12 protein-coding genes and 3 pseudogenes are annotated in these 21,660 nt (G+C 67.8%); 5 read left to right on the top strand and 10 right to left on the bottom strand.

Going from position 1 to position 21,660, the window contains the following annotated elements; translation table 11 throughout:
• Positions 1 to 189: 189 nt before the first annotated feature.
• The 3 genes and pseudogenes from OG322_RS01295 to OG322_RS41465 all read left to right on the top strand — a co-directional run.
• A complete protein-coding gene (locus OG322_RS01295; RefSeq protein ID WP_241200421.1) occupies positions 190 to 798 on the top strand; it encodes a GntR family transcriptional regulator in 609 nt (202 codons plus the stop codon).
• Between the two features lie 284 nt (positions 799 to 1,082).
• Positions 1,083 to 1,754, top strand: coding sequence for an SGNH/GDSL hydrolase family protein (locus OG322_RS01290; RefSeq protein ID WP_260146944.1), 672 nt, complete (start codon positions 1,083 to 1,085; stop codon positions 1,752 to 1,754).
• 398 nt (positions 1,755 to 2,152) lie between these two features.
• A pseudogene (locus OG322_RS41465) lies at positions 2,153 to 2,599 on the top strand (hypothetical protein); the annotation flags it as partial.
• A 164-nt stretch (positions 2,600 to 2,763) separates the two neighbouring features.
• On the opposite strand, the gene OG322_RS01285 reads toward OG322_RS41465, so the two are convergent.
• The 5 genes and pseudogenes from OG322_RS01285 to OG322_RS01265 all read right to left on the bottom strand — a co-directional run bounded on the left by OG322_RS01285 (position 2,764) and on the right by OG322_RS01265 (position 6,755).
• Entirely contained in the window at positions 2,764 to 3,600 is an 837-nt protein-coding gene (locus OG322_RS01285) for a carbohydrate ABC transporter permease (protein ID WP_329305913.1), read from the bottom strand.
• On the bottom strand, positions 3,597 to 4,496 hold the full coding sequence (locus tag OG322_RS01280) for a carbohydrate ABC transporter permease (RefSeq protein ID WP_124285829.1): 900 nt from the start codon (positions 4,494 to 4,496) through the stop codon (positions 3,597 to 3,599). Before OG322_RS01280 ends, OG322_RS01285 begins: the two co-directional genes overlap by 4 nt.
• 59 nt (positions 4,497 to 4,555) lie before the next feature.
• Positions 4,556 to 5,590, bottom strand: a pseudogene (locus OG322_RS01275) (extracellular solute-binding protein); the annotation flags it as partial.
• Positions 5,591 to 5,602: 12 nt separating this feature from the next.
• Positions 5,603 to 5,875 (bottom strand): hypothetical protein, encoded by a 273-nt coding sequence (locus OG322_RS01270; protein WP_124285831.1) that lies wholly within the window; start codon positions 5,873 to 5,875, stop codon positions 5,603 to 5,605.
• 178 nt (positions 5,876 to 6,053) lie between these two features.
• Entirely contained in the window at positions 6,054 to 6,755 is a 702-nt protein-coding gene (locus OG322_RS01265) for a FadR/GntR family transcriptional regulator (RefSeq protein WP_124285832.1), read from the bottom strand.
• An 833-nt stretch (positions 6,756 to 7,588) separates the two neighbouring features.
• On the opposite strand from OG322_RS01265, the pseudogene OG322_RS41460 reads away from it, so the two are divergent.
• Positions 7,589 to 7,753 (top strand): annotated as a pseudogene (locus OG322_RS41460) (hypothetical protein); the annotation flags it as partial.
• 119 nt (positions 7,754 to 7,872) lie between these two features.
• Positions 7,873 to 11,670, top strand: coding sequence for an endo-alpha-N-acetylgalactosaminidase family protein (locus OG322_RS01260; RefSeq protein WP_329305912.1), 3,798 nt, complete (start codon positions 7,873 to 7,875; stop codon positions 11,668 to 11,670).
• A gap of 206 nt (positions 11,671 to 11,876) precedes the next feature.
• Here the strand turns inward: OG322_RS01260 and OG322_RS01255 are convergent, their stop codons facing one another.
• From OG322_RS01255 to OG322_RS01235, 5 genes are all read right to left on the bottom strand, one after another.
• Entirely contained in the window at positions 11,877 to 12,905 is a 1,029-nt protein-coding gene (locus OG322_RS01255) for a hypothetical protein (protein WP_329305911.1), read from the bottom strand.
• Positions 12,906 to 13,082: 177 nt separating this feature from the next.
• Positions 13,083 to 13,241, bottom strand: coding sequence for a hypothetical protein (locus OG322_RS01250; RefSeq protein ID WP_185095515.1), 159 nt, complete (start codon positions 13,239 to 13,241; stop codon positions 13,083 to 13,085).
• 349 nt (positions 13,242 to 13,590) lie between these two features.
• On the bottom strand, positions 13,591 to 15,561 hold the full coding sequence (locus OG322_RS01245; RefSeq protein ID WP_329305910.1) for a right-handed parallel beta-helix repeat-containing protein: 1,971 nt from the start codon (positions 15,559 to 15,561) through the stop codon (positions 13,591 to 13,593).
• Positions 15,562 to 15,854: 293 nt separating this feature from the next.
• The gene (locus tag OG322_RS01240) at positions 15,855 to 17,813 is read right to left on the bottom strand and encodes a hypothetical protein (RefSeq protein ID WP_329305909.1); all 1,959 of its coding nucleotides are present in this window, start codon (positions 17,811 to 17,813) and stop codon (positions 15,855 to 15,857) included.
• A gap of 571 nt (positions 17,814 to 18,384) precedes the next feature.
• Positions 18,385 to 21,612: a glycosyl hydrolase family 95 catalytic domain-containing protein gene (locus tag OG322_RS01235; RefSeq protein WP_329305908.1), complete on the bottom strand. Its 3,228-nt coding sequence runs from the start codon at positions 21,610 to 21,612 to the stop codon at positions 18,385 to 18,387.
• Positions 21,613 to 21,660: the final 48 nt, after the last annotated feature.

Here is a 21,660-nt window from a genome sequence, read left to right as displayed (position 1 = left end):
TGGCCTTCCGGGATCGGGTCCTGTTGAATCGCATAGGATTCTTGGAGCCTGGGGGAAGAGAGTGATGCTATGCCGGTAAACAACATCGAAGGGTCGGAGTCCGTCCCGCTCGCCGCCACCGAGCGGCGCGCCGACGTTACGGTGAAGCGCGAGGTGCTGGGCGACAGCGTCTACGAGGCCGTCAAGGCGATGGTGATGGACCACGTGATCCAGCCGGGTGCCCGCGTCGGCATTGAGGCGCTGTCCCGATCGCTCGGCGTCTCACCTACCCCTGTGCGCGAGGCGCTGGCCCGCCTTGAGGCGGACGGCCTGGTCCTCAAGCGGTCACTGGCGGGCTACCGTGCCACCGAGCTGTTGGACCGCCGGGACGTGGAGGAACTCTTCGAAATGCGGCTCCTTCTGGAGCCGCGGGCCGCGGCTCTGGCCGCGGAGCAGGCCGACGACGCCGTGTTCGACCGGATCGAGAGTCTGGTGGAGGAGATGCAGGGCCTGCCCGACCAGGGCCACAGTTTCGCCGTATACGGCCGCTTCGCCGTTCTGGACCAACGCTTCCACGACGCGCTCGCCTCCGCCTCGGGGCGCACGCTGCTCGCTGCCGCGGTGGAGCGGCTGCATACGCACCTCCACCTCTTCCGGCTCAGTCCGGTCACGGGCGGCAGCCCCGCCACGGCCGTAGAGCACAGCCGGATCCTGCGAGCGGTGCTCCGGCGCAACCCCGAAAGGGCGGAAGAGGCCATGCGCGAGCATCTGGAGCTCAGCCTCGGGCGACATCTCCACCGGTACGAGGGCGGCGCCTGAACCGCACGCTGCCGGAGCGGCACCCGCCACCGGATTAGTTGAGGCCGAACGTGTTCGCCTGCGCCTCCGTGCCCGGGTCCATTCCCAGCCTCCGACTGTCGGTGCCAGCGGGTTGACGCGTCGCAGCGTGCTCCGCGCCGGGACGTCCGTCGGCGCGCTCTTAGCTCTCGCCACGCCGGCGGAGGCCACTACGGCCACAGCCGCAGTGGTCGGGCCCCAAAGGCTGTCATCCGGCCCGGCCGCGTTCGCTACCACCAGGACGTCGTGGTACTACCTGGGCGGGAATGGACATCGTGTCGCCGACGGCTGAGGGTGTTGTCGTTGCCTTCGGTGACTCGATCACGGACGGCTACGCCTCCTCCAGGGGAACGTACAGCCGGTGGCCCGACTTTCTCGGACGCCGACTGGGCGCCGAGCCGGGTGGGCAGAAACTGAGCGTGGTCGACGCAGGTATCGGCGGGAACCGTGTCCTCACCGATGTTCCCAACCTCTGGCAGGGCGTCAGCGCCCTGAAGCGCTTTCGCAGTGACGCCCTCGACCAGCCCGGCGTCAAGTACGTGATCCTTTTCGAAGGCATCAACGACATCGGCAGCGGGGCCGACCCTAACGGTGCTCCACTCACGGCCCAGCACCTCATCGATGGGTACCTTGCCCTGATCGACGAGGCACACGCGGTCGGCGTCCGGATCATCGGTGCGACCCTGATGCCCAACGAGGGCAACGCGTACGGGGGTTACAACACGCCTGCGGCCGAGGCGATCCGACAGAGCGTCAACACGTGGATCCGTACCGAAGGCGCTTTCGACGGCGTCGTCGATTTCGACCAGGCCACGCGCGACCCCGCTCGCCCGGCCGCACTCAATCCGGCCTATGACTCAGGTGATCGTCTGCACCCCAACGACGCAGGCATGAAGGCGATGGCCGACGCGGTCGACCTCCATCTGCTGAGGAACTGAGGCACGGATCGGCTCACTGCTCCGCGGGCAAGCCGCAGTCCCAGGGAGCAGTTCGTGGATCCAGAGATCGTCGCATCACCTCAACTCAAGGGGGATGGGCTTCGAGCTCGGCAAGGTTCGTTCGGCACAGGGCCCAGGAAGCTCCATGGTGAGCGGGTGGACTACTTCCGGCTGGTGAAGGCGGATACATCAAGGAAGTATCCGCTGCGGTCGGTGTGAACGAGCGCACTGGACGTGAGTGGCGCAATTAGCAGGTGGGGCCCCACCTGCTACGGCCGCTGGCGGCCCCCGGGCGACGCCAAGCGCCGATCCGGAACGCGTCTGCACCAAGCGGGCACCCGTTCTCCAGGAACCGGGTGCCCGCAGCCGTCGCTGTGGAAGTGCGCTCGCGTCATCTGCCGGAGAGCGACGTCCGGGAGATCCGGCGCCGCACCCACAAGCAGTGGCATGATGGCCGTTCGCCGCCCAGGCCCGGGCCGCTGGCCATAGGCCACGACCGAAACCGCGGAAGATCAGTCAGAACCTCGAACTGCCGGACGCCGTCCAGGCGGGCCTCGAGGAGCGGTGGAGCGCGGAACAGATCTGTCACGCTCTGCACAGACGGTTCCCCGCAGAGGCTTTCGCAACACTGGAAGCGGTCCCTGGCCTGGGGCCAAAGCGCAGAGTTGGCCGCCCACCGCAGTTTCACCCTCGCCACGGACGGCCCGGTCTAGTCGACACCAGGACTGCTCCGCCAGTACTTCCGCAAGGGCACCGACCCGTCCGTCCACGCGCGCGAGCACCTCGATGCTGTCGCCGCCCAACTCAACGGCCGACCAAGTAAAACGCGCTCGACTGGGAGTCCCAGCCGAGCGCCTGCCTCATCAACGAGACCACGTGTTGCGATCCCGGAATCCGACGTTCGCTGCTGCCCGAGGCTGTGGCCACGGTTCCGCTCGGGGAACCCGCAGCCACTACGTGGCGCCCGCCGCCGTCGCTGACCCACCGCTCCCTCGGCCGTGCCGAGGGGTTACAGCTTGCCGCTGCCCGCGCTCAGTCCCGAGCGCCAGTAGCGCTGCAGGGTCAGGAACGCGAGGACCAGCGGGAGCACAGATATCAGCGCGCCGGTGATGGTGATGTTGTAGTAGAGCTGCAGTGGCTGGCTGTTCCAGTAGAAGAGGCCCAGGATGGCCGGCCACTTGTGGTGGTCGGACAGCATCACAAGTGGCAAGAAGAAGTTGTTCCAGATCGCCACGAACTGGAAGAGGAACACGGTCACCAGGCCGGGGGACATGAGCCGGGTGACGATCTGGAAGAAGATGCGCAGCTCGCCCGCGCCGTCCACGCGGGCGGCCTCCAGGATCTCGTTGGGTACCGAGTCCGCCGCATAGATCCGCGCGAGGTACACGCCGAACGGGCTGACCGCGCTGGGTATCAGCACCGACCACACGGTGTCGGTGAGGTGCAGCTCGGCGAAAACCAGATAGAGCGGCAGCGTGAGCAGCGGAATAGGGACGAGTACCGCCGCGATGATCACGGAGAAGACGACTTCGCGGCCCCGGAAGGCGTACTTCGCCAGGACGTATCCCGCCCCGCCGGAGAGCAGCGTGGCGGCGGCGGCGCCGAGCACCGCGTACAGCAGCGAATGGACCATCCAGTCGGCGAAGATGCCGTGGTCCCAGGTGAAGACGGCCCGCACGTTGTCCGCGAGGGCAAAATCGTCTGCCGGGAGCAGGCCGTTGGTGGCGAAGAGGTCCGAGCTGGACTTGCCGGCCGAGACGATCAGCCACCACACGGGCAGCAGGAAGTAGCAGGCGACCACGGACAGCAGGGCCGTGGTCAGGACCTGATGGCGGCGAGGGATCACGATGTCGTACCTCGCTGTGAAAGCTTGAGGAAGGTGAAGGAGAGCACTGCCGTGGTGAGGGCGAGGACGACCGCGATGGTGGCCGCGATGTTGTAGTCGTTCGCGCCGAAGGCTGCCTGGTAGGCCAGCATGCTCGGGGTGTAGCCGGTGTCGATCGAACCGGCCGCGACCGGCTTCAGCACTGACGGCTCGTTGAAGAGCTGGAGAGTGCCGATGATCGAGAAGACGCCGGTCATGATCAGTGCGGGCCGCACCAACGGGATCTTGATGTGCCAGGCGATGCGCAGGTCACCGCAGCCGTCGAGCTGGGCGGCCTGGTAGAGCTCCTTGGGTATCGCCCGCAGCGCGGTGTAGAGAACCAGCATGTTGTAGCCGGTCCAGGACCAGGTCACGATGTTGCCGATCGAGGCGAGGACCCAGCCGGGCTTGAGGAGCGGGGCGTCGATGCCCAGTGCAGCCAGGCCGTCGAGGAGCGGGCTGATGCCCTTCACGTACTGGAACGACCAGAGGATGGCCGCGATGACTCCGGGGATGGCGTAGGGCAGGAAGTAGGCCAGACGGAAGAACTTGGCAAATCTCGCGGCTCCGCTGTCCAGCAGCAGCGCGAGGAGCAGGGCGAAACCGAGCATCAGCGGTACCTGCACCGCACCGGAGAGCAGGACGCGGCCTACTCCGGTGAGGAAGGCGCTGTCGCTCAGGACCTTGAGGTAGTTGTCGATTCCGCTGAAGACGGTCGTCGGTGGGGCGAGGCCGAGGCCGGAGCGCTGGGTGCGGAAGAGACTTTGATAGGCCGCGTACCCGATCGGCACGAGGTAGACGAGGGTGAAGAACGCAAGGAAGGGCAGCAGCAGTACGGCTGTCGCGCCTCTCCTGTGTGGGGCCTTAGCCGGGCTCACACCACTCCTTGAGGCAGCACGAGGGGCGGCGCGGGAGGATCCGCGCCGCCCGCGGGGGACTATTCAGTGACGGTGAGGCCCTTGGCCTCGAGCCCGGCGACAGTCTTCTTCTGGGTCTGGCCCAGAGCGTCACCGAGGCTTCCGCCGCTGGTGAGGGCCTTGCCGAAGGAGTCGTTCAGATCGGCCGTCATCTGGGTGGTGGTCGGACCCCACTGCCACGAGGTATCGGTCCCGGCTGCGGACTCACGGAACACGTCGTAGATCTCCTGACCGCCGAAGAACGGCTCCGCCTTGTTCACCTCCGGCATTTCAAGTCCCGCCTTGGACGCCGGGTAGATACCGGTCTTGGGGATGAGGATCTTCAGGCTCTCCGGCGTGGTGGCGAGCCACGTGGCGAACTGCAGCGCCTTCTCCGGGTTCTTGCAGCCCTTCAGGACCGCCGTGCTGGAACCGCCCTCGTTGCCGTAGGACTTGCCGCCCGGCGTCCACTGCGGCATGGGTGCGACCGCCCACTTGCCGGCCGAGGCCTTGGCGTTCTCCTGGATAATGGGGGAGGCCCAGACGGCGGAGACCCACGTCGCCACCTTGCCGTCCTGGAGGTTCTTGAAGAACTTGGGGCCGAACGCCTCGTCCTTGATGACGAGCCCGCGGTCGGCGAGGTCCTGCCAGTACGACACGACCTTCCGGGTCTTCGGGCCGTCGATGTCGACCTTCCAGGCATCGCCCTCGATCGAGAACCACTTCCCACCGTTCTGCCAGGACAGACCAGCAAGGTTGTAGTCGGGGCCGGGCGCCAGGTTGGCGACATACGCCGTCGGGTCGGCCTTGTGGAGCTTCTCGGCGGCGCCGCGGAACGCTTCCCAGGTCGCCGGTACCGGGATCTTGTGCTTGTCGAAGATGTCCTTGCGGTAGTACATGGCCATCGGACCGGTGTCGAGAGGGACGCCGTACACGGCGTTGCCGAGCCTGACTTGGTTCCAGGACCAGTCGACGAACTGCGATTTGGTGTCGCCCGTGTACTTGGCGACGTCCATCAGTGCGCCTTCGACCATGAAGCTCGGGAGTGACTCGTAGCCGATCTGCGCGAGACACGGTCCGTTGCCGGCCTACACCGCGGAGAACATCTTCGTGTACCCGCCCTTGGAGCCGGGCGGCGTGGTGGTGAAGGTGACCTTGGCGTCGGGGTGGGAAGCGTTGTAGGCCTCGACCGCCTCGGCGTACCCGTGGGCCCAGCCCCAGAAGTCCACCGTCACGGACGAGCCGTCTGCCTTGTCCTTGGAGGTCTCGCTGCTGCCGCCAGAGCCGCAGGAGGTGAGGGCGATGGCAGTGAGCACGAGTCCAACGGCGACTCCGGCGTGCTGGGTGAAGCGTCTGGTCATGCGACATCCCCTGAAGTAGGACAGCTCCGAGTGGTCTGCACATTGGCCGCTTAGCAGCTAAGCTGTCAACATGCTCGGGTGGGGTGGGATGACTCGTTCATTCGATATGGATGAGGCCTCGCGGGGGCGTGCCAACCGCCTGCGCGAAGCCGTGAATCCGGCCCTTGCGAGGGCGTCGTTACGGCGTGATCTCCAAGTCCTCACCCGTCTCCGTCAGGTGTGCCGCCATGGCTGCGACAGCCCCCTCGGGATCGCCCGCAGTGATGGCGTCCAGGATTGCGCGGTGGGCAGTGATCGTGTCCTGCTGGCTCTCGCCATGGAGGGAACGGCCGTCGTAACTGGCCAGCCGGTGTTCGGTCAGGACATCACCGAGGGACTCCAAAACGAGCTCCAGGATGCCGTTGTCGGCCGTCCTGGCGATCTCGTGGTGGAACGCGAGGTCGAGCGCCACGAAGCGGTCGCGGTCGTCGACCGCCTCCTCCATCTTCTCCAGCAGTGCGGTGGCAGCGTCCGTGGACGCCGCTCCCGCACCCACACGCACCGCCGCGCGCGAGGCCATGGCCCCTTCGACCGCGCCACGGGCGTCCAGCACATCCTCGAAGCGCAGCGACTGCTGGCGCAGCCGGAACCCCAGGATCTGACCGAAAACGCGTGCGGTCGGCACATTCACGCGAGCCCGCCGGCCCTGGCTGGAGACGAGGATCTCCCGCGCGGCCAGGGCCCGGATCGCCTCACGGACCGCGAGCCTGTTCACCCCGAACCGGGCAGCCAGTTCGCCCTCCGGCGGGATCTCGTCGCCGGGCTTCAGGTCGGACTCCTCGATCAGCGTGATGATCTCGCTTGCGACCTGATCGAACAGCGTGGTGCGGCGCACTGCCACGTCGGGACTCCTTCGAGGATGCTGCTGGGCGGCATCAGCCTACTGCCGGGCGTTCGACCTGCTCCGGTGCAGTGCCCTCGATCGTGGTCCCTCGCTGAAGCGACCTCGGATGCCCGCCGTCCTCGCCGTCCCACCGTCGTGCCGGCATGAGGCGTCGACCGACGCGAGGACGCCACGCAGGGTGCCCCTTCGGAGTTCGACGTGAGGGCGCCTCCCCCTTTCCTCCGCAACGGCGGTGATCCGCTTGGGTGCGGAAGCCACGCTGATGCCGCCGGTGGGAACCACTGGCGCCCGGGGCGCCTGCAGCGGAACGCGCAGCACGGCCGGCGTGAACGCGGGCGGGGAACAGCTTCAGCGTTCCGGCCCTGCCTCCAGCGCAGCCATGATCTCCGTGGCGCTTCCGGCGTCGGCGGCGAGCCGTTCCAGCGGCCGCAGGCCAGCACGACCGGCTGTGGAGACGGGCGGCCCAGAAGGGGCTTCGGCGGGCGCAGCCAGGCCGACGTCTCGTTGACGTCGACTTCCAGGGCCTTGCGGGGGAGTGGCAGATTGCCCGCTTCGGGCATGGCGCGACAGGCGCACGGCCCCATGCCACGGACGGCCAGGACGGTGTCGGCGGTGCGCCTCGAGGTCCGGGTCGTCGGCCAGTGTCGTGCACTCCTGCAGGGTGTCGAAGACCAGCGCGGGCCAACCGGCCCACCAAGCAGGCCGAACACGTCCACATTGACACCCTCTTCAGCGAGGGCGGCCGCAGCGTCATCGGCTTAGAACTGATCGAGTCCCAGTTGCCATACCCGATGCGGGTGGCCATCTCCGTACGGTAAGGCGCCGTCTCCTCCGCCCTCCGGCTGCGGCGCCTGCGCGCGGGCTCACGCAAGAACGCTACCTACATCGCCTTTCGCGAAGTCGGCCGCGATCCGAACTGCTCAGCTCGGCGCCACCTCTCGGATGCCCCAGTGCGCCGGCGGGTGACGGCTGCCACCAACAAGGCCTGGCTGTGAATTGGTGATCGTGCACGCCGAAGACAACTGGCTCAGCCGCCAGTTGTCACCGAGTGCCGCTCGAACTTGAAGTGTGCGAGATCTAGTGGACATAGCTGCTTAACTGCTAAGTAGTACTCATGCAACGATACTCACGAGCAGGCCTGCTTCTGGCGGCGGTGCTGACCGTGTCGCCCGCCGTCATGGGGCAGGCGCACGCGACGACCGAGGCAACGGATTCGGCGGATACCCCACTGGTCATCGAATCCGCAGGCCTACGAGTGCGCACCGGAGCGCAGTTCCCCTACATCGTCGACTACACCGACCGGACGAACGGCGCCGTCCTCGGAGGTCGGGCCACGCACCTGGACACTGTGGTACTGAACGGCATGCCGCACCGGGCCACGGGCCGCGCGAGCGTCGACGGTGCCACGGTCCGCTACCAGCTGGCCTTCCCCGACCTCGACGGCGTCCGGATCGACGCGGAGATCGCGGTCGAGGGTTCCCAGGTCACCTTCCGGATCGACAAGATCACCGACACCGCCGACTTCCGCGTCCACACCATCGACATCCCGGGCCACAACCTCCTCTCCGTACGCGGGGACCAGCCCGGCGCGCACGTCACCGCCGCCCGCGTCGACCCCGACAAGAACGGCAAGGGCGACACCTTCACCGCCGTCACCCAGGACACACCCGCCGACGCGTCCCCGCAGGGCTCGGCGTACGCCGTCGTCAACACGGACCGGCTCGCTGCCGCGATCGAGACCAACTCCGTGCAGGACGAGGCCACCAGCGAGAACACCCGCGTGAAGCGTCAGGCCGTCAAGACCGACGGGACGACCGAGGTCGGAATCTCCAGCGGACAGTGGACCTACCGCGCCGCGGGCTCACCGTTCACCGAGGAGCTTCCCTGGGCGAAGGTCGTCGTCACCGGCGACCGCAACGACGACGCCGAGGTCGACTGGCAGGACGGCGCCATCGCCTTTCGCTCGATCGGAGTGCGGGCCGAGGGATCCGAGGACACCCCCGGCCGTGTGGTCACCCACATCCCCTTCAACTTCGCGAGCTACGCGAGCAACCCCTTCACCAAGACACTCGACAACGTGAAGCGGATCTCGCTGGCCACCGACGGCCTCGGCCAGCTCGCCATCCTCAAGGGCTACGCCCAGGAGGGCCACGACTCCGCCCACCCCGACTACGGCGGCAACTACAACACCCGGGCCGGCGGGCTGGGGGACCTCAACGCCCTCGCGAAGGCGGGCAAGGCATGGGGCGCCTCGTTCGGCGTCCACGTGAATTCCACCGAGGCGTACCCGGAGGCCAAGGCTTTCAGCGACACGCTGGTCGACGCCAAGGCCAAGGGCTGGGACTGGCTCGGCCAGTCGTACTACATCGATCAGCGCCGCGATCTCACCAGCGGTGACATAGCCAAGCGCTTCCAGCAGCTCAGGGACGAGACCGACCCCAACCTCAAGTTCCTCTACATGGACGTCTACTACAGCCACGGCTGGAAGTCCGACCGCCTCCAGACCGAACTGCGCAAACAGGGCTGGCAGCTCGGCACCGAGTGGGGCGACAAGATGGAACGCTCCTCCCTCTGGTCACACTGGGCCAATGAACCGAGCTACGGCGGCGATGCCAACCGCGGCATCAATTCCCAGGTCATCCGGTTCATCCGCAACAGCGAGAAGGACGTCTGGATCGACAACCCGCTGCTCGGCTCCGCGAACATCAAGGAGTGGGAGGGCTGGGGCAACCAGAATGACTGGAACGCGTTCTACGCCAACATCTGGAACCGGAACCTTCCCGCCAAGTTCCTGCAGCAACAGCAGATCACCCGCTGGACCGACCACGAGGTGCAACTCACCGGCGGCGTCCGCGTCACCGACGCTTCCGGCAGCCGTCAGGTGTTCGTCGGCGACGACAAGGTGCAGGACGGCAACTCCTACCTCCTCCCCTGGAGCGGCGCCAAGGCCTACCACTGGAACCCGGCCGGCGGCACCAGCACCTGGCCGGTCCCGAAGCAGTGGAAGAACGAGAAGTCGGTCACCCTCTACAAGCTGACCGACCAGGGCCGGGCCAAAGCCGCCACGCTCCCCGTCCAGAACGGGAAGATCACCATCGACGCGGCCAAGAACCAGCCTTACGCCGTCTACCGCAATGACCACGACACCACCCAGCGGCCGGACTTCGGCCAGGGCTCCCACGTCACCGACCCCGGCTTCAACTCGGGCACCCTCAAGGGCTGGCAGACCGACGGACCCGCCTCCGTCCAGCGCAACGCACTCGGCCAGTACGAAGCCGTCATCCCCGGCTCCGCCACCGGCACCCGACTCACCACGACCCTGCGTGACCTCGTCCCGGGCAAGCGCTACGCCGCATCCGCCTGGACCGCGGTACAGCCTGGCAAGTCCCGCAAGGTGACACTGACCGCCGGTGGTGCGCGGAACTGGATCGACCGGTCGACAGCGAAGGACGCCGTCGGAATCGATGAGAAGAGCGGCACCTATTTCCAGCGTACGACGGTCCGCTTCAAGGCCACGGCCCGGACGGCGCAGCTGACCGTCGACGCCGCGGCGGGCGACGCTGCCGTCAAGCTCGACGACGTCCGCGTGGTCAACACCACCAAGTCCGAGCAGGCGGGCGCCGTCGCCCACTGGGACTTCGAGGACAACGAACAGGGCTGGGGCCCGTTCGTGCAGACCGAGCCCGGAAACATCCGTACCGTGCGCTCCGAGAAGCACGCCCCGTACACCCAAGCGGGCTGGAACGGACAGCTCATTGACCAGACCCTCGACGGGAACCACTCGCTGAAGTCCCACGAGGAGGGCGCCCAGCTCGTCTACCGGACGATCCCGCAGACCGTGCGGTTCGAGCCCGGCCACCGCTACCGTGTCACCTTCGACTACCAGAACGCCATCGCCGGCCAGTACGCCCTGTCCACCGGATACGACCGGCTCAACGCGACCGGTGCCGGGACGACCGAGACGCAACAGATTCCCTTCGGGCAGCAGCGGACCACGGCCCGCTACAACCACGAGTTCACCGCAGGAGACTGCGGCGACTACTACATCGGCATCCGCAAGGTCGGAAGCGCCCCCGACCAAGCCGACTTTGTGATGGACGACTTCACCGTGACCGATCTGGGCGAGACGGACGACCTCACCTCCTGCGCAACGCTCGCCGTCCACCCCAAGTCCGGCAAGCTCGTGCCCGGCGCCGCCAACAGCGTCGACGTGGCCTTCACCAACGGCGAGACGACGCCGGCCACCGCCGTCGAGACCGGACTGACCGTCCCCGACGGCTGGACCGCCCGGCCCGAGACCTCCGCCACGCTCGACTCCGTCGCCCCCGGCGCCACTGCCAAGGTGACCTGGAAGGTCACCCCGAAGGCCGGCATCCCCGCCGGCACATTCACCCTGAACGCCCGGGCGTCATACACCGCGGGTGAGAAGAAGACCTCGACCGCGGCCGCCGTCGAGGTCAGTACGGTCCCGCCCGACTACCTGCCCCAAGACCGCATCAAGATCGTGGATGTCGACAGCCAGGAGACCGAGGGTGAGGACACTCCCGCCGTCAACGCCCTCGACGGCGACCCCGCCACCTGGTGGGGCACCGGCTGGTCGGCCTCGTCCCCGGACTACCCGCACCACATCACACTCGACCTCGGCGGCGCCCACCGACTGAAGGATTTCAGGTACCTGCCGCGCCAGAATCACACCAACGACCGGATCAAGGGATACGAGGTCTACGTCTCGGCCGACGGCCAGAACTGGGGCGCGCCGGTCGCCAAGGGCACCTGGCCCGACAGTGCCGACGAGCAGATCGTCCCGCTCGGCGGACGCACCGGCGGCTTCATCAAGCTCGTCGCCCTCAGCTCCGTCAACGGTCAGCCGTGGGCGGGAGCGGCGGAACTGAACGTCCTCACCCAGGACTGAAGACTGCGCACAGCCGGCAGAGCCGCACGTCAAGAGGAGGCCCTTCCGGGTGCCCGCTTCGGCGAACTAACCGGGTTCAATTGGGCGGCGGTGGCGAACCCGTGACGCCGTCGTTCATGACCCCCGGCCGCAGACAGTCCGCCGGCAGCCGCGATCCACGCTGCCGCCCACCGTCTTCTGCGGCCGTTCCCTCACGCGTAGCTTGCTCAGCGCCGGGTGCGCACGAGGCGTGACCGGCCGATCATGAAGGCGCCGGCACCGGCGCAGACCAGCACGAGCCCGAGGACGCCGATCGAGAGATCGGTACCCGACGAGGCGAGGTTGGGCGTCGAAGCTTCAGTCGTTGTGTCGGTCGGCTTCTCGGCCGCCGCATCAGCGGCGGGTGCGGGGTCTGCGGTGGCGGTGTCGGCCGGGTCGCCCGCGTCGCCGTGGGCGGGGGTGTCCTCGTCGAGACCGGCGACCGCCGGTGCAGGCGCCCGGAGCGGTTCTTCGCCGTTGGCCGTGGTTCCGATCCGCAGCGTCGCCTGCCCGCCATCGTTACTGACGATCTCGATGCGCAGCCCGGCCTCGGTGGTCTCGAACGTCTCACCGGCCGACCAGTACAGGTTGCGCACGCCGTCGCTGCCGGCAGCGGTGGGCACGACCATGGCCGAGGTCCCCTTGCCGACGTAGCGCAGGATGCGCACGCCGTAGCCGCGTCGAAGCTTCGCTCCCTCTGCTTCGGTGATGCGTCCGTCCGGGTCTTCGATGCCCTTGTCGCGGTCGACCGGTTGGCTCAGTTCGACGTAGAACGTGCGCCCAGTGGTCGGATCTGTCGCCTGTACAGCGACGAGGCCCGACTCGTTGTCGCGCGAGCGGATCGTCACCTTCTGGTTGACGCCGGCACCCTTGACCACCTCGTAGCGATCCGCAGGGAGCCAGCCCAACCGGATGCGGTTCGGGCTGGAGAGCGGTTTGAACATCCACGAGCGCGTTGCCCCCTGGACGTCCCACGCGTCGCCGTACTCCGAGCCCTTGCATGTGCCCTTCTCGCCCCAGTCAGCCGTCAGCGAGCCGTCGACGATGCCATCTGGGCAGACGAGCACGCCGGCGTGACCGAAGCCGAGGTTGTGCCCGAGTTCGTGGGCGTAGGTGCCACCGCTCCCGAGACCGGGTACGTAGATGGCCCCGCCGCTGTCGGGACCGCTGGTCACCGAGCCCGTGGCGGAGCCGCCGGTGCAGTTGCCGACTGCCACGATCAGGTGCTTACGAGGACCGCCGGTGAAGCCGACGGCCTTTGACACCTCGCTACGGGCGTGCCCACGATCGCCGTCGCACGTCCCGAGACCGGGCACCCAACGCGTGGCCTCGATCGAGAACTCGACGTTTCCGTCGGACTCGTCGCTCCACAACTCCGCCGCAGCGCTCACGCTCTATTTGACCTCGGCGATATACGCCGCGCCGTTGTCATTCGGCAGTGGCAGTGCCGGATCGGTCGTGACCGCAATCGTGATCGGATGCTTCTTCTCAGCCGCCACCGCCCCGGAGGCGCCGAGAGAGGTAATCGCGAGACCGGCCGACGACGCAATCATGAGCGCCGTCAGCGTTGCACGGCGAGCCCCAGTACGTGCGGGGGGTATGGGGGAAGTTCTGGACACACGAGCTCATATTAGGCACTTGTGGCGTCGGAACCTACCCGACTCCTGAATGGATGACGAAGTGTCACAGCTTGGGGTGAAACTCCGGAGATGACCGCAGGGGACCCCGGTAGGAGGCTGCCTCTGAACTGGAGATGGGTGGTGGCGACGGGCGGCCGCCTCACCGCTGGAACACGGCCCTACTCCCGGTCCCGCCGGTCGGGAAATCCGCCGGATCCCGTATCCCCACGCCGGAAGGCCGCTGCCGGCCGGGTGGGAGCCGGTGGCCGATGGCTTCGCTCAGTCAGAGTGCGCGCAGGGCCATGCCGTCGCAGACCGCTGTGCCGGGCTGCTCCCGGTAGCAGAAGACCGTTGCCGTACTGCCGGATGGGCCGGTGGTGAACTCCACTGAGGCGAGCGTCCATTTGATGCCCGAGACCAAGACGGAAGTGGCGACTCCTCCGAAGCCCTTGGCGCCCAGAGCCGTGGACCCGCCGTCGTTCCTGATCCAGGCCGAGAGGACGTAGCGTGTGGCGGGGTGTAGGCCCGTCACGTACTGTTCCGCCGTGGCGAAGCCGTCGGCGGGTGCGGTGAGCCGGGCCGCCCCTGTTCCTTCGTGGGCCTCGGCGACGGATGCCGCGTTGCGTGTCGCCCAACCCGTGAGTTCGTTCTCGAAGCCGCCGTTGGAGAGCAGTGGGGGGAGCGGTGGAGCCTCCACCGGAGTGGGACGCGCGCCTTCGACACCTGGCCCGTTGTAGGCGCCGATACTGGGGGTCGTGCCGGGAAGGACTGGGTTTCCGGAGAAGTCGCGGTCGCCGATGTCGGGGATTGCGGCACCGGCACCCAGTGCGGGGGAGTCCACGTGCAGTTCGTACGCCGTGCCCGCGTCTGCGATCCCCGTGGCCGTGCCCCGGCCTGTCAGCAGCGGATCGGATGTGCCTCCACCCGGATTCGCGGGCGCGCCCGTGACGTTGTGCAGCACGTTGTCCGACACAGTCACCCCGCCGGAGCGCAGGGTGAATGTCGCCGTGCCTGCTCCTTCCTTCACGACCACGTTGTTGCGGAACGCGATGTCGTGTCGTTGGGCGGTGTTCTCGTTCACGACGGTCTGGGAGATGCCGGGGGCGATGTAGATCGTGTTGTTGAGGAAGCGCACGTCGTCGAAGGACCCGGAGCAGGTTTCTATGCCCCGGAACCGGTCGTTCTGGCTGATGTTGTAGCGGATCACCGCGTCGCCGAGAGTGCCGCCTGCAGTGCAGACGAGGAAGAAGCCGCCGACGTTGTCGTGGCTGTAGTTGTACTGGAACACCGTGCCGAAGGAACCCTCGTCCACGTCGTACGCCATACCGTCTCGAGTCGTCTCACCGCCGGAAACGTCGTTGTACTGGAAAACGGTGTGGTCGGCGTTCCACGGCCAGATCCCGGCGTTGTATCCGGCAGAGCGCCGCTGGAAGCCGCGGACAGTGTTCCGCTCCACCAGAGCGCCGTCCGTGGCGGTCATGACGATGCCGTCGCCGCCCAGGTCCTCCAGGGTGTTGCCGCGGACGACGACACGGGTGGCGGCCAGCCACCGGGGGCCGGTCGGGTCGTAGTCGGTGATCGCGGGCCGGTTGTTCCAGCTGGACGCGAAGTAGATGCCCTCCCGGTCCACGGTCCGCAGGGTGTTGCCCTCCACGCGGACGTCGTCGAACCGCGTCTCCACCTTGGAGCCGGTGACGGAGAAGAGGATGCCCGCCGAGCCGCCGGTGTGCTTCGTGTCGTCGCCGAGCACGTCGTGTATGTCGAGATCCGTCAACCGGTAGTGCGTGCCGGTGCCGTAGTCGTCGAGCAGAACGTGGACACCGCGTTTGTTGTGGGCGGGGTTCCCCGCGTTGGTGATCTCCAGGCCGGAGACCTCCACCCACTCGGTGTTGTGGAGCAGGACGGTGTCCGGGGCTCCGGCACCGTCGATCACCGGCTTGGCCCCCTCGCCGTATGCGCCGATGACGAGCGGATGGCCGGGCCGCCCGGCGCCCTGCGGAGTCAGCGTGCCCGTACACCGTGAGCCGCGAGCGAACAGAAGCCGGTCACCGGCGCCGAGGGAGAGGGAGTTGACCTGATCCAGAGTGTGCCACGGGTGGGCGGGTGCCCCGTTCGCAGGCCCATCGGTCGACCGGCAGTCGACGTGATGAACCCTGCGGCCCTCACCGCCCGCCGCGGTGGCGGCCGACGAGGCCCCGGCCACCAGCATGAGGGAACACATGAAGGCCAGGCCATGCCTCAGAAGGTGTCTCATGAACGCTCGATTCTCTCGCGGTGAAGTGGCCAGTACGTACGGGCTCGCGACGTATTCCCGGCCGCAGCGGGATTCCCCGTCGCTGCCCGCCGGAGGCGTCGTGACGAGGGCGTTGGGCGCCACGCCGGGGATGGCTCCACGTATGTGTCTCCGTGACATGGGTCTGTCCCGTAGAGGTCCGGTATCTGATGGAGAGGGCCTAGGAAATAGCGAGATCCGTCGGCAGCGGCCAAGGCCTCGATGGTGACACCGGCTGAGTCGGCCGATGCCGTGGTGGGGCAGATCAGTCAGTTCTAGGTGCTCAGCACCACGTACTCCCACTGGCCCAGGGGCTGTTCGAGGATGACACGGCCATCTCTCCAGCCCACGGGAATGCGAGTGCCGCGCGCGGTGACCTGGACGGCCGTAGCCGGCTCCGGCATGCCGACGGGAAGCCGGACCCGGATGTCGTCCGCCTCATCCGGAGACGCGTTCCAGATGACCACGCACCAAGTGCGCTCATCTGTGAGTGCTTGTGTCACCAACCAGGGATGGCCCGTGGCTCGTGCATGGGACGCGTCGGAGATCCAGTCGAGGACGGCACTGAGCTGGACAGCTCGCTGCGGGTTCATCCGTACGTGGTCCGCCGTGTGCGCGGGCCACGGGACGACCGCGATGCGGCCGCCGAGGTCGTTGTTGTGGAGGATCAGGCCGGGGCCCGTCACACGCCCGAGTTGATCGTGCACGACGCTCGCCACGCGTGCCTCCGGAAGGTGTTCCACGTGTGTGAGATCCGCGCGGTCGTAGCTCTCCACGTCGAGGGAGATCAGGCATCCCTGCCGCAACGAGAACTCGGGGTCCGTGCACACCTCGCGGACGTACCCCTCGGGCGCGGAGCGGACAGAGGTCACACCGATCAAGGGGCCGTAACCCCGTTCGAAGAGGATGCGCGCGGCCACGGAATCCAGCAGGAGCCCGCCGCTCAGCCACTCGCGCAGTTCGGCGTCGTCGAAGGCCCAGGCGGTGTCCCCGGACAGGGCGTTGACCCTAGCGCCGCCGCGACCGGTCACCGCATGGCCGGTGGCGCCGAGCAGGCCGGCCCATCCGGCCTGCTCCACGACGAGCGACTGCCAGCGAGCCGTCTCGGTGTGGACCCGCCGGCCGGTCGCCTGTGACCATGGAAGGCCGATACCGACGGTCCGCAAGGACTTGGGGAACGTCTTGGAGAGCCAGTCGAACGTGTCGCGCCACTGGGCGAGGAAGCCCGCCCGGCGCGGTTCGTCGTCCGGGTGGTTGCCGAGGAAGTCGTACAGGCTGATCGCCAGCCCGTCACAGCCGAGCACATGGGCCAGCGACATCTGCGCGGCGGTCTGCCGGAACGACTTGTTCCACTGCCCGTACGGCCAGCACTCGATCTCCGGAAGGATGCGGACCGCGTCCGGCTGCACCGAGCGCTGCATGTCGAACTGAATTGAGGCGTAAGGCAGTTCAGTGCCTCCCGTGTCGGAGTAGGCCCAGAAGTGCGGGCGGTGCAGACCGGGCAGTTCGAGCCACGCCGACCAGTCGCGCCCTTCGGCGGCGTGCTGATCGATGCGCGAGGACATCAGGCCCAGCCGGTCCCCCAGGATGTCGCGCCAGGACGTGAGCAGCTCGCGCTGCGTGGCATCCCAGAAGTCCAGCCACCGACCACGCCATGCGTGGGGTTCGCCCGGTGCGGTACAGGCGGCGACCAGCTCCTCCCGGGTGGTGGCGATACCGGTGCGGCGCGTGAACTCGGCCAGGTGCAGTTCGCAGAAGCAGCCCCCCCAGTCCAGAGGCCGGTGGTTGTGCAGCCGGATGTCGTCCTCGATCCACACCGCGTCGACGTCCTCGGCTGCGTAGCGGCACAGCGTCTCGGCGTAGTACGCGCGCCATGCAGGGTCCAGAGGGCACACCTGGGCGGCGGCGGTCTTCCCGGACTGGTCGGTCATCCGTTGCCATGCCTGGTCCGGGGCCAACGAGCGGGCCCAGTCGCTGTGGCCGACGGTGTGGCCGGGGTTGAGGCTCACCGCGATGCCCTCGGCACGGAGCATGGTGCGCCAGGGACGCGTGGCGGTCAACCAGTGGTCGATCCGGTCGAGGCTGTCGTGACCGTCGTTGTATTCCATGCCGAAGAGGAACACGCAGATCTCCTCGGCGCGCGCACTGCGCGCCATGGCAAGCAGCCGGTCGCCGACTCCGGCCGGGTCGGCGGCGGGATCCACCTGCAGGCGCAGGACATAGCGTGAGGTCACCTGTTCGGACTTTCGGTCGTCGGGCACCGGCCGTGAAGCGGGCATGGAGTGACGCAGTATGGAGCCTGGCGATATAGCAGCTAGGCTGTCAAGTGCCCATCGCGGGCGGGGCGGCGGCTGTGCCCGTAGCGCCGCACGACCGAGGCCGCGGCTTCGAGTGGGGGTGCGATAGCAGAGGAGTGGGCAGGGGCGGTTGACCGATCGAGTGGTACTCACGCGAAGGCGCGGGCATTCGCCTCGTTCGACCTGGACCAGGGCGCAGGCACCGTGAGCTCCGGCGGTCTGGAACAGAGCACCGCGCGTGTGACCTTCCACCTGGTGGACGTCACCGACAGCACCGCAGTCGAGGCGTCGTGGTCGCCTCCTCGACCGTCCTTCCCACCAGGCAACCGCACCCGGCCGGTGTCGATTTCGCACGACGGACTCAAGAGAGAGAGTGCGCCAGAGGTCGAGGCCGTGAGTGGCACTCGCCGGCAGGCAGGTCCACTCCGTTCATCGGATGGCAGGCCCTGTGTCCGTGGATGTCGGACGGCGTCCACGGACACAGGGCCTGCACATGAGGGCGTCGGGGTCAGTTGCCGCGGCGGGTTTTCACCGGCTTGACCCAGACCACCTTGTTGTTGACGCGGACGGCAACCTTGTCCCGGTTGTGCGCCCGGTCGGCCACGATGGTGAAGTCCGTGACACGCCCGCTCCGCCAGGTGCAGCTGACCTCGTAGCCGCCGCGGGCCCGCAGACCCGAGAACGAGCCGTCGGCCCAGTCCTTCGGGAGCGCCGGCAGGAGGTGAATGACCTTCTCGTGGCTCTGCAGGAGCATTTCGGCGATCGCGCCGGTGATGCCGAAGTTGCCGTCCATCTGGAACGGAGGGATCTTGCAGAACAGGTTCGCCCCCGTGTTGTACCGCAGGAGACCCCGGACCATGTACCGCGCGCGCTCGCCGTCTCCGAGACGCGCGAACAGCGCGGCCCGCCAGGGCCAGGTCCATGATCCCCGGCTGTCACCGGTGACGGTGGCCTCGCTGAACGGGACGCCTTCCTTCTCGCCGCACCGCGCCTTGAGCGAGACGAGCGCTGCTGCCGCGAGTTCGGGCGACGTGTCGGGCGTGATCTGACGGCCCGGATACACCCCGAACAAGTGAGAGGTGTGGCGGTGGATGTCATTCGGGTCGTCGCGGTCGGTCTGCCATTCCTGGAGCTGGCCCCACCGGCCGATCTTGTTGGGTGCGAGCCGCTTCTGCATGGTGGCGACGGTGGCCTGGTAGTCGGGGTCGACGTCGAGCACCGCCGCGGAGTCGAGGTAGTTGCCGAAGAGGTCCCAGATGATCTGCTGGTCGTACATCACCCCGTCCTCGCGTGGACCGTGTTCGGGCGACCACCCGTTGGGGGACACGAGCTGACCGGCCGCGTTCTCGACGAGCCGGTCCTCCCAGAATTGGCAGATCTCCTTGATCATCGGATAGGCGACGTCGCGCAGGTACGTGAGGTCCTGGGTGAAGGCCCAGTGCTCGTACAGGTGCTGCGCGTACCAGGCGCTGGCAACGGTGTTCCATTCCCAGGCGTTTCCTCCGAAGATGCTCTGGCTCGTGCGGGCCGTCCAGCCGCGGGTTTCGGCGCCGAACGCGTTCCGGGTCGCCACGCGGCTGGGCACCGCTACCTGGCGCACGAACTCGACAAGTGCCTCGTGGCTCTCGCTGAGGTTCGTCGTCTCCGCGCCCCAGTAGTTCATCTGGACGTTGATGTTCGTGTGATAGTCCGATGCCCACGGCGGCTGGTTGCTGTCGTTCCAGAGCCCTTGGAGGTTCGCGGGCAGGCCGCCCGGTCTCGATGAGCTGTGGAGCAGGTAGCGGCCGAGGACGAACATGCTCTGCTCGAGTCCGGGGTCGGACTTGCCGGCTCCGTAACGGGCAAGCCGCGCGTCTGTCGGGAGTGCGGCGGTCCCGTCATCGGTGCGCCCCCAGTTCACGGAGACACGCGAGGCCACCGCGCCGGCCTCGGCGAGTTGTGCTTTGCGCAGCGCCTTGTAGGACCGTCGGGAGGCGGTGGCGAGGGCTGCCGTGATGGCGGGCTGGGGGTCCGGCCCGCGCCACTTCGCGGCGGCGTCAAGTCTGTAGTCGGTGCGTGCATCGAGGAGCAGGGTCATGCGTGTCGCCGACCGAACCCGCAGTTGGGAACCCGCGGCAGTCACGGAACCGTCGGTGTCGGTCACCCGGAGGACGGCGGCATGCTTGAGGCCGTTGCCCATGGTGCCGCCGAATCGGACGGTCCCCGCTGCGGCATCGACTGATGCGGGCGCGTCCTGTGCGGAGGTGAGTGCGATGTCGCAGTCGAGTGCGCCGGCGCGCTCGGCCTCGTAGCGCAGGACGAGCAGGTCGGCGGACCGGCTGGCGAAGGCCTCCCGCAGGACCTTCTGTCCGGGGGGCCCGAACCGGGTGGTGTGGATTCCGGACTCGGGGTCGAGTGCACGGTGATACTCGATGACCGGGCCCAGTTGCGCTGTGTCGAGCTCGGTTCCGGTGAGACGGACATCGGCGACGCGCACGGCTTTGGACCCGGACTTCGGGCGTAGCGTCAGACGGTAGCGGGTGAAAGCCCCGGGCTTGCCGATGGTGAACTGCCGACGCTCACCGCGCTGGAGTGCAGGCTGGAGGGCGCGCTCGTCGAGTGGGGTCCAGTCCAGACCGTTGGCGCAACCCTCGAGGGTCAGCGAACCGGGATCCTCTTGCGGGGTGTCAGGCGCAGCCGTCACGCTGTAGCCGGTGACCGTCGCAACTGATTCGAGGTCGCCTTGCCACACTGCTCCGCCGGTTGCGTCGGCCGCTCTCCACACCGTGGAGCCGTTCCCGTCCATGCTCCGCGAGATGTCGTGCCCGCGTCCGGAGCCGTCGGCGTGGCCGGAGGGTGAGGAGACGTACAGGAGGTGCCGGCCGCCGAGGTCGACCCCGGCAAGGGCGATCTCGGCCACCTGGAAGTGGCTCACTCCTGGGCGGGGCGTGAAGACGAAGCGGTAGAACGTATGGGCCGAACTGTTGGAGCAAGTGAACTCCCTGGTCTGGTTGCGGCTGTCGAAGGGGCTTGGAAGCGACCGGGTGTCGAGTGTGGTCCATGCGGTTCCGTCCGCCGAGCCCTGGAAAGTCCAGTTCTGAGGGTCCCGGTCAGGGACGTCTTCGGCGCTCGTGAGCCGGTAGGCCGACACCGAGGCAGGTGCGGTGAGGGCGGCCTGCCAGATGACCTCCTTTGGCGGGGCTTCGATGCACCATTTCGTCCGCGGGTCGCCGTCGACTGCATTGCCCAAGCCCTGGTTCGGGGCAGTCCGGTAGGGACCACCGGGAGAGGTGACCTCCGGCCGGGCACCGAAGGAGAGCAGGACGTCACCAAAGGCACGATAGGACCCGAAGCCGGTCATGCTCGTGTCGAAGGCACCGTCCCCCTGGCCGGCGAGCGCGTTGTCGTAGTCGTTGACTCCGCCCCACAGACTCTGCTCGTTGAACTGGATCCGTTCGTGGTCGGGCCGGCCGAAGAGCATGGCGCCGAGCCTGCCATTGCCGATTGGCAGCGCCTGGGACTGCCAGTCCGTGGCGGGGAGCCGGTACCAGAGGGAGTGGCGGGCGAGCTCGGGGGGCCGCACCGCCTTCGTCGCAACCGGCCGGGAGCCGCCCGATGCCGCGGACGCCGAGGTCGGATTGGTGACCAGAGGGGTCAGGGCCAATGCGCCACCGCACGCCGCGGCGCGCAGGACGCCACGGCGCGACATGCCGTCTTTGCCCTCGGAGGGAGGCTGGACAGGGAAACGAGAGGACATGGCCGTGCGGCTCCTTCTTTGAGGGTGAGGACTGTGCAGAAGTGCACC

This window comes from Streptomyces sp. NBC_01260, from assembly GCF_036226405.1.
GTDB lineage: Bacteria > Actinomycetota > Actinomycetes > Streptomycetales > Streptomycetaceae > Streptomyces > Streptomyces laculatispora.
The sequence above is the reverse complement of the archived record's forward strand: the minus strand, read 5'-3'. Positions and strand labels throughout refer to the sequence as shown.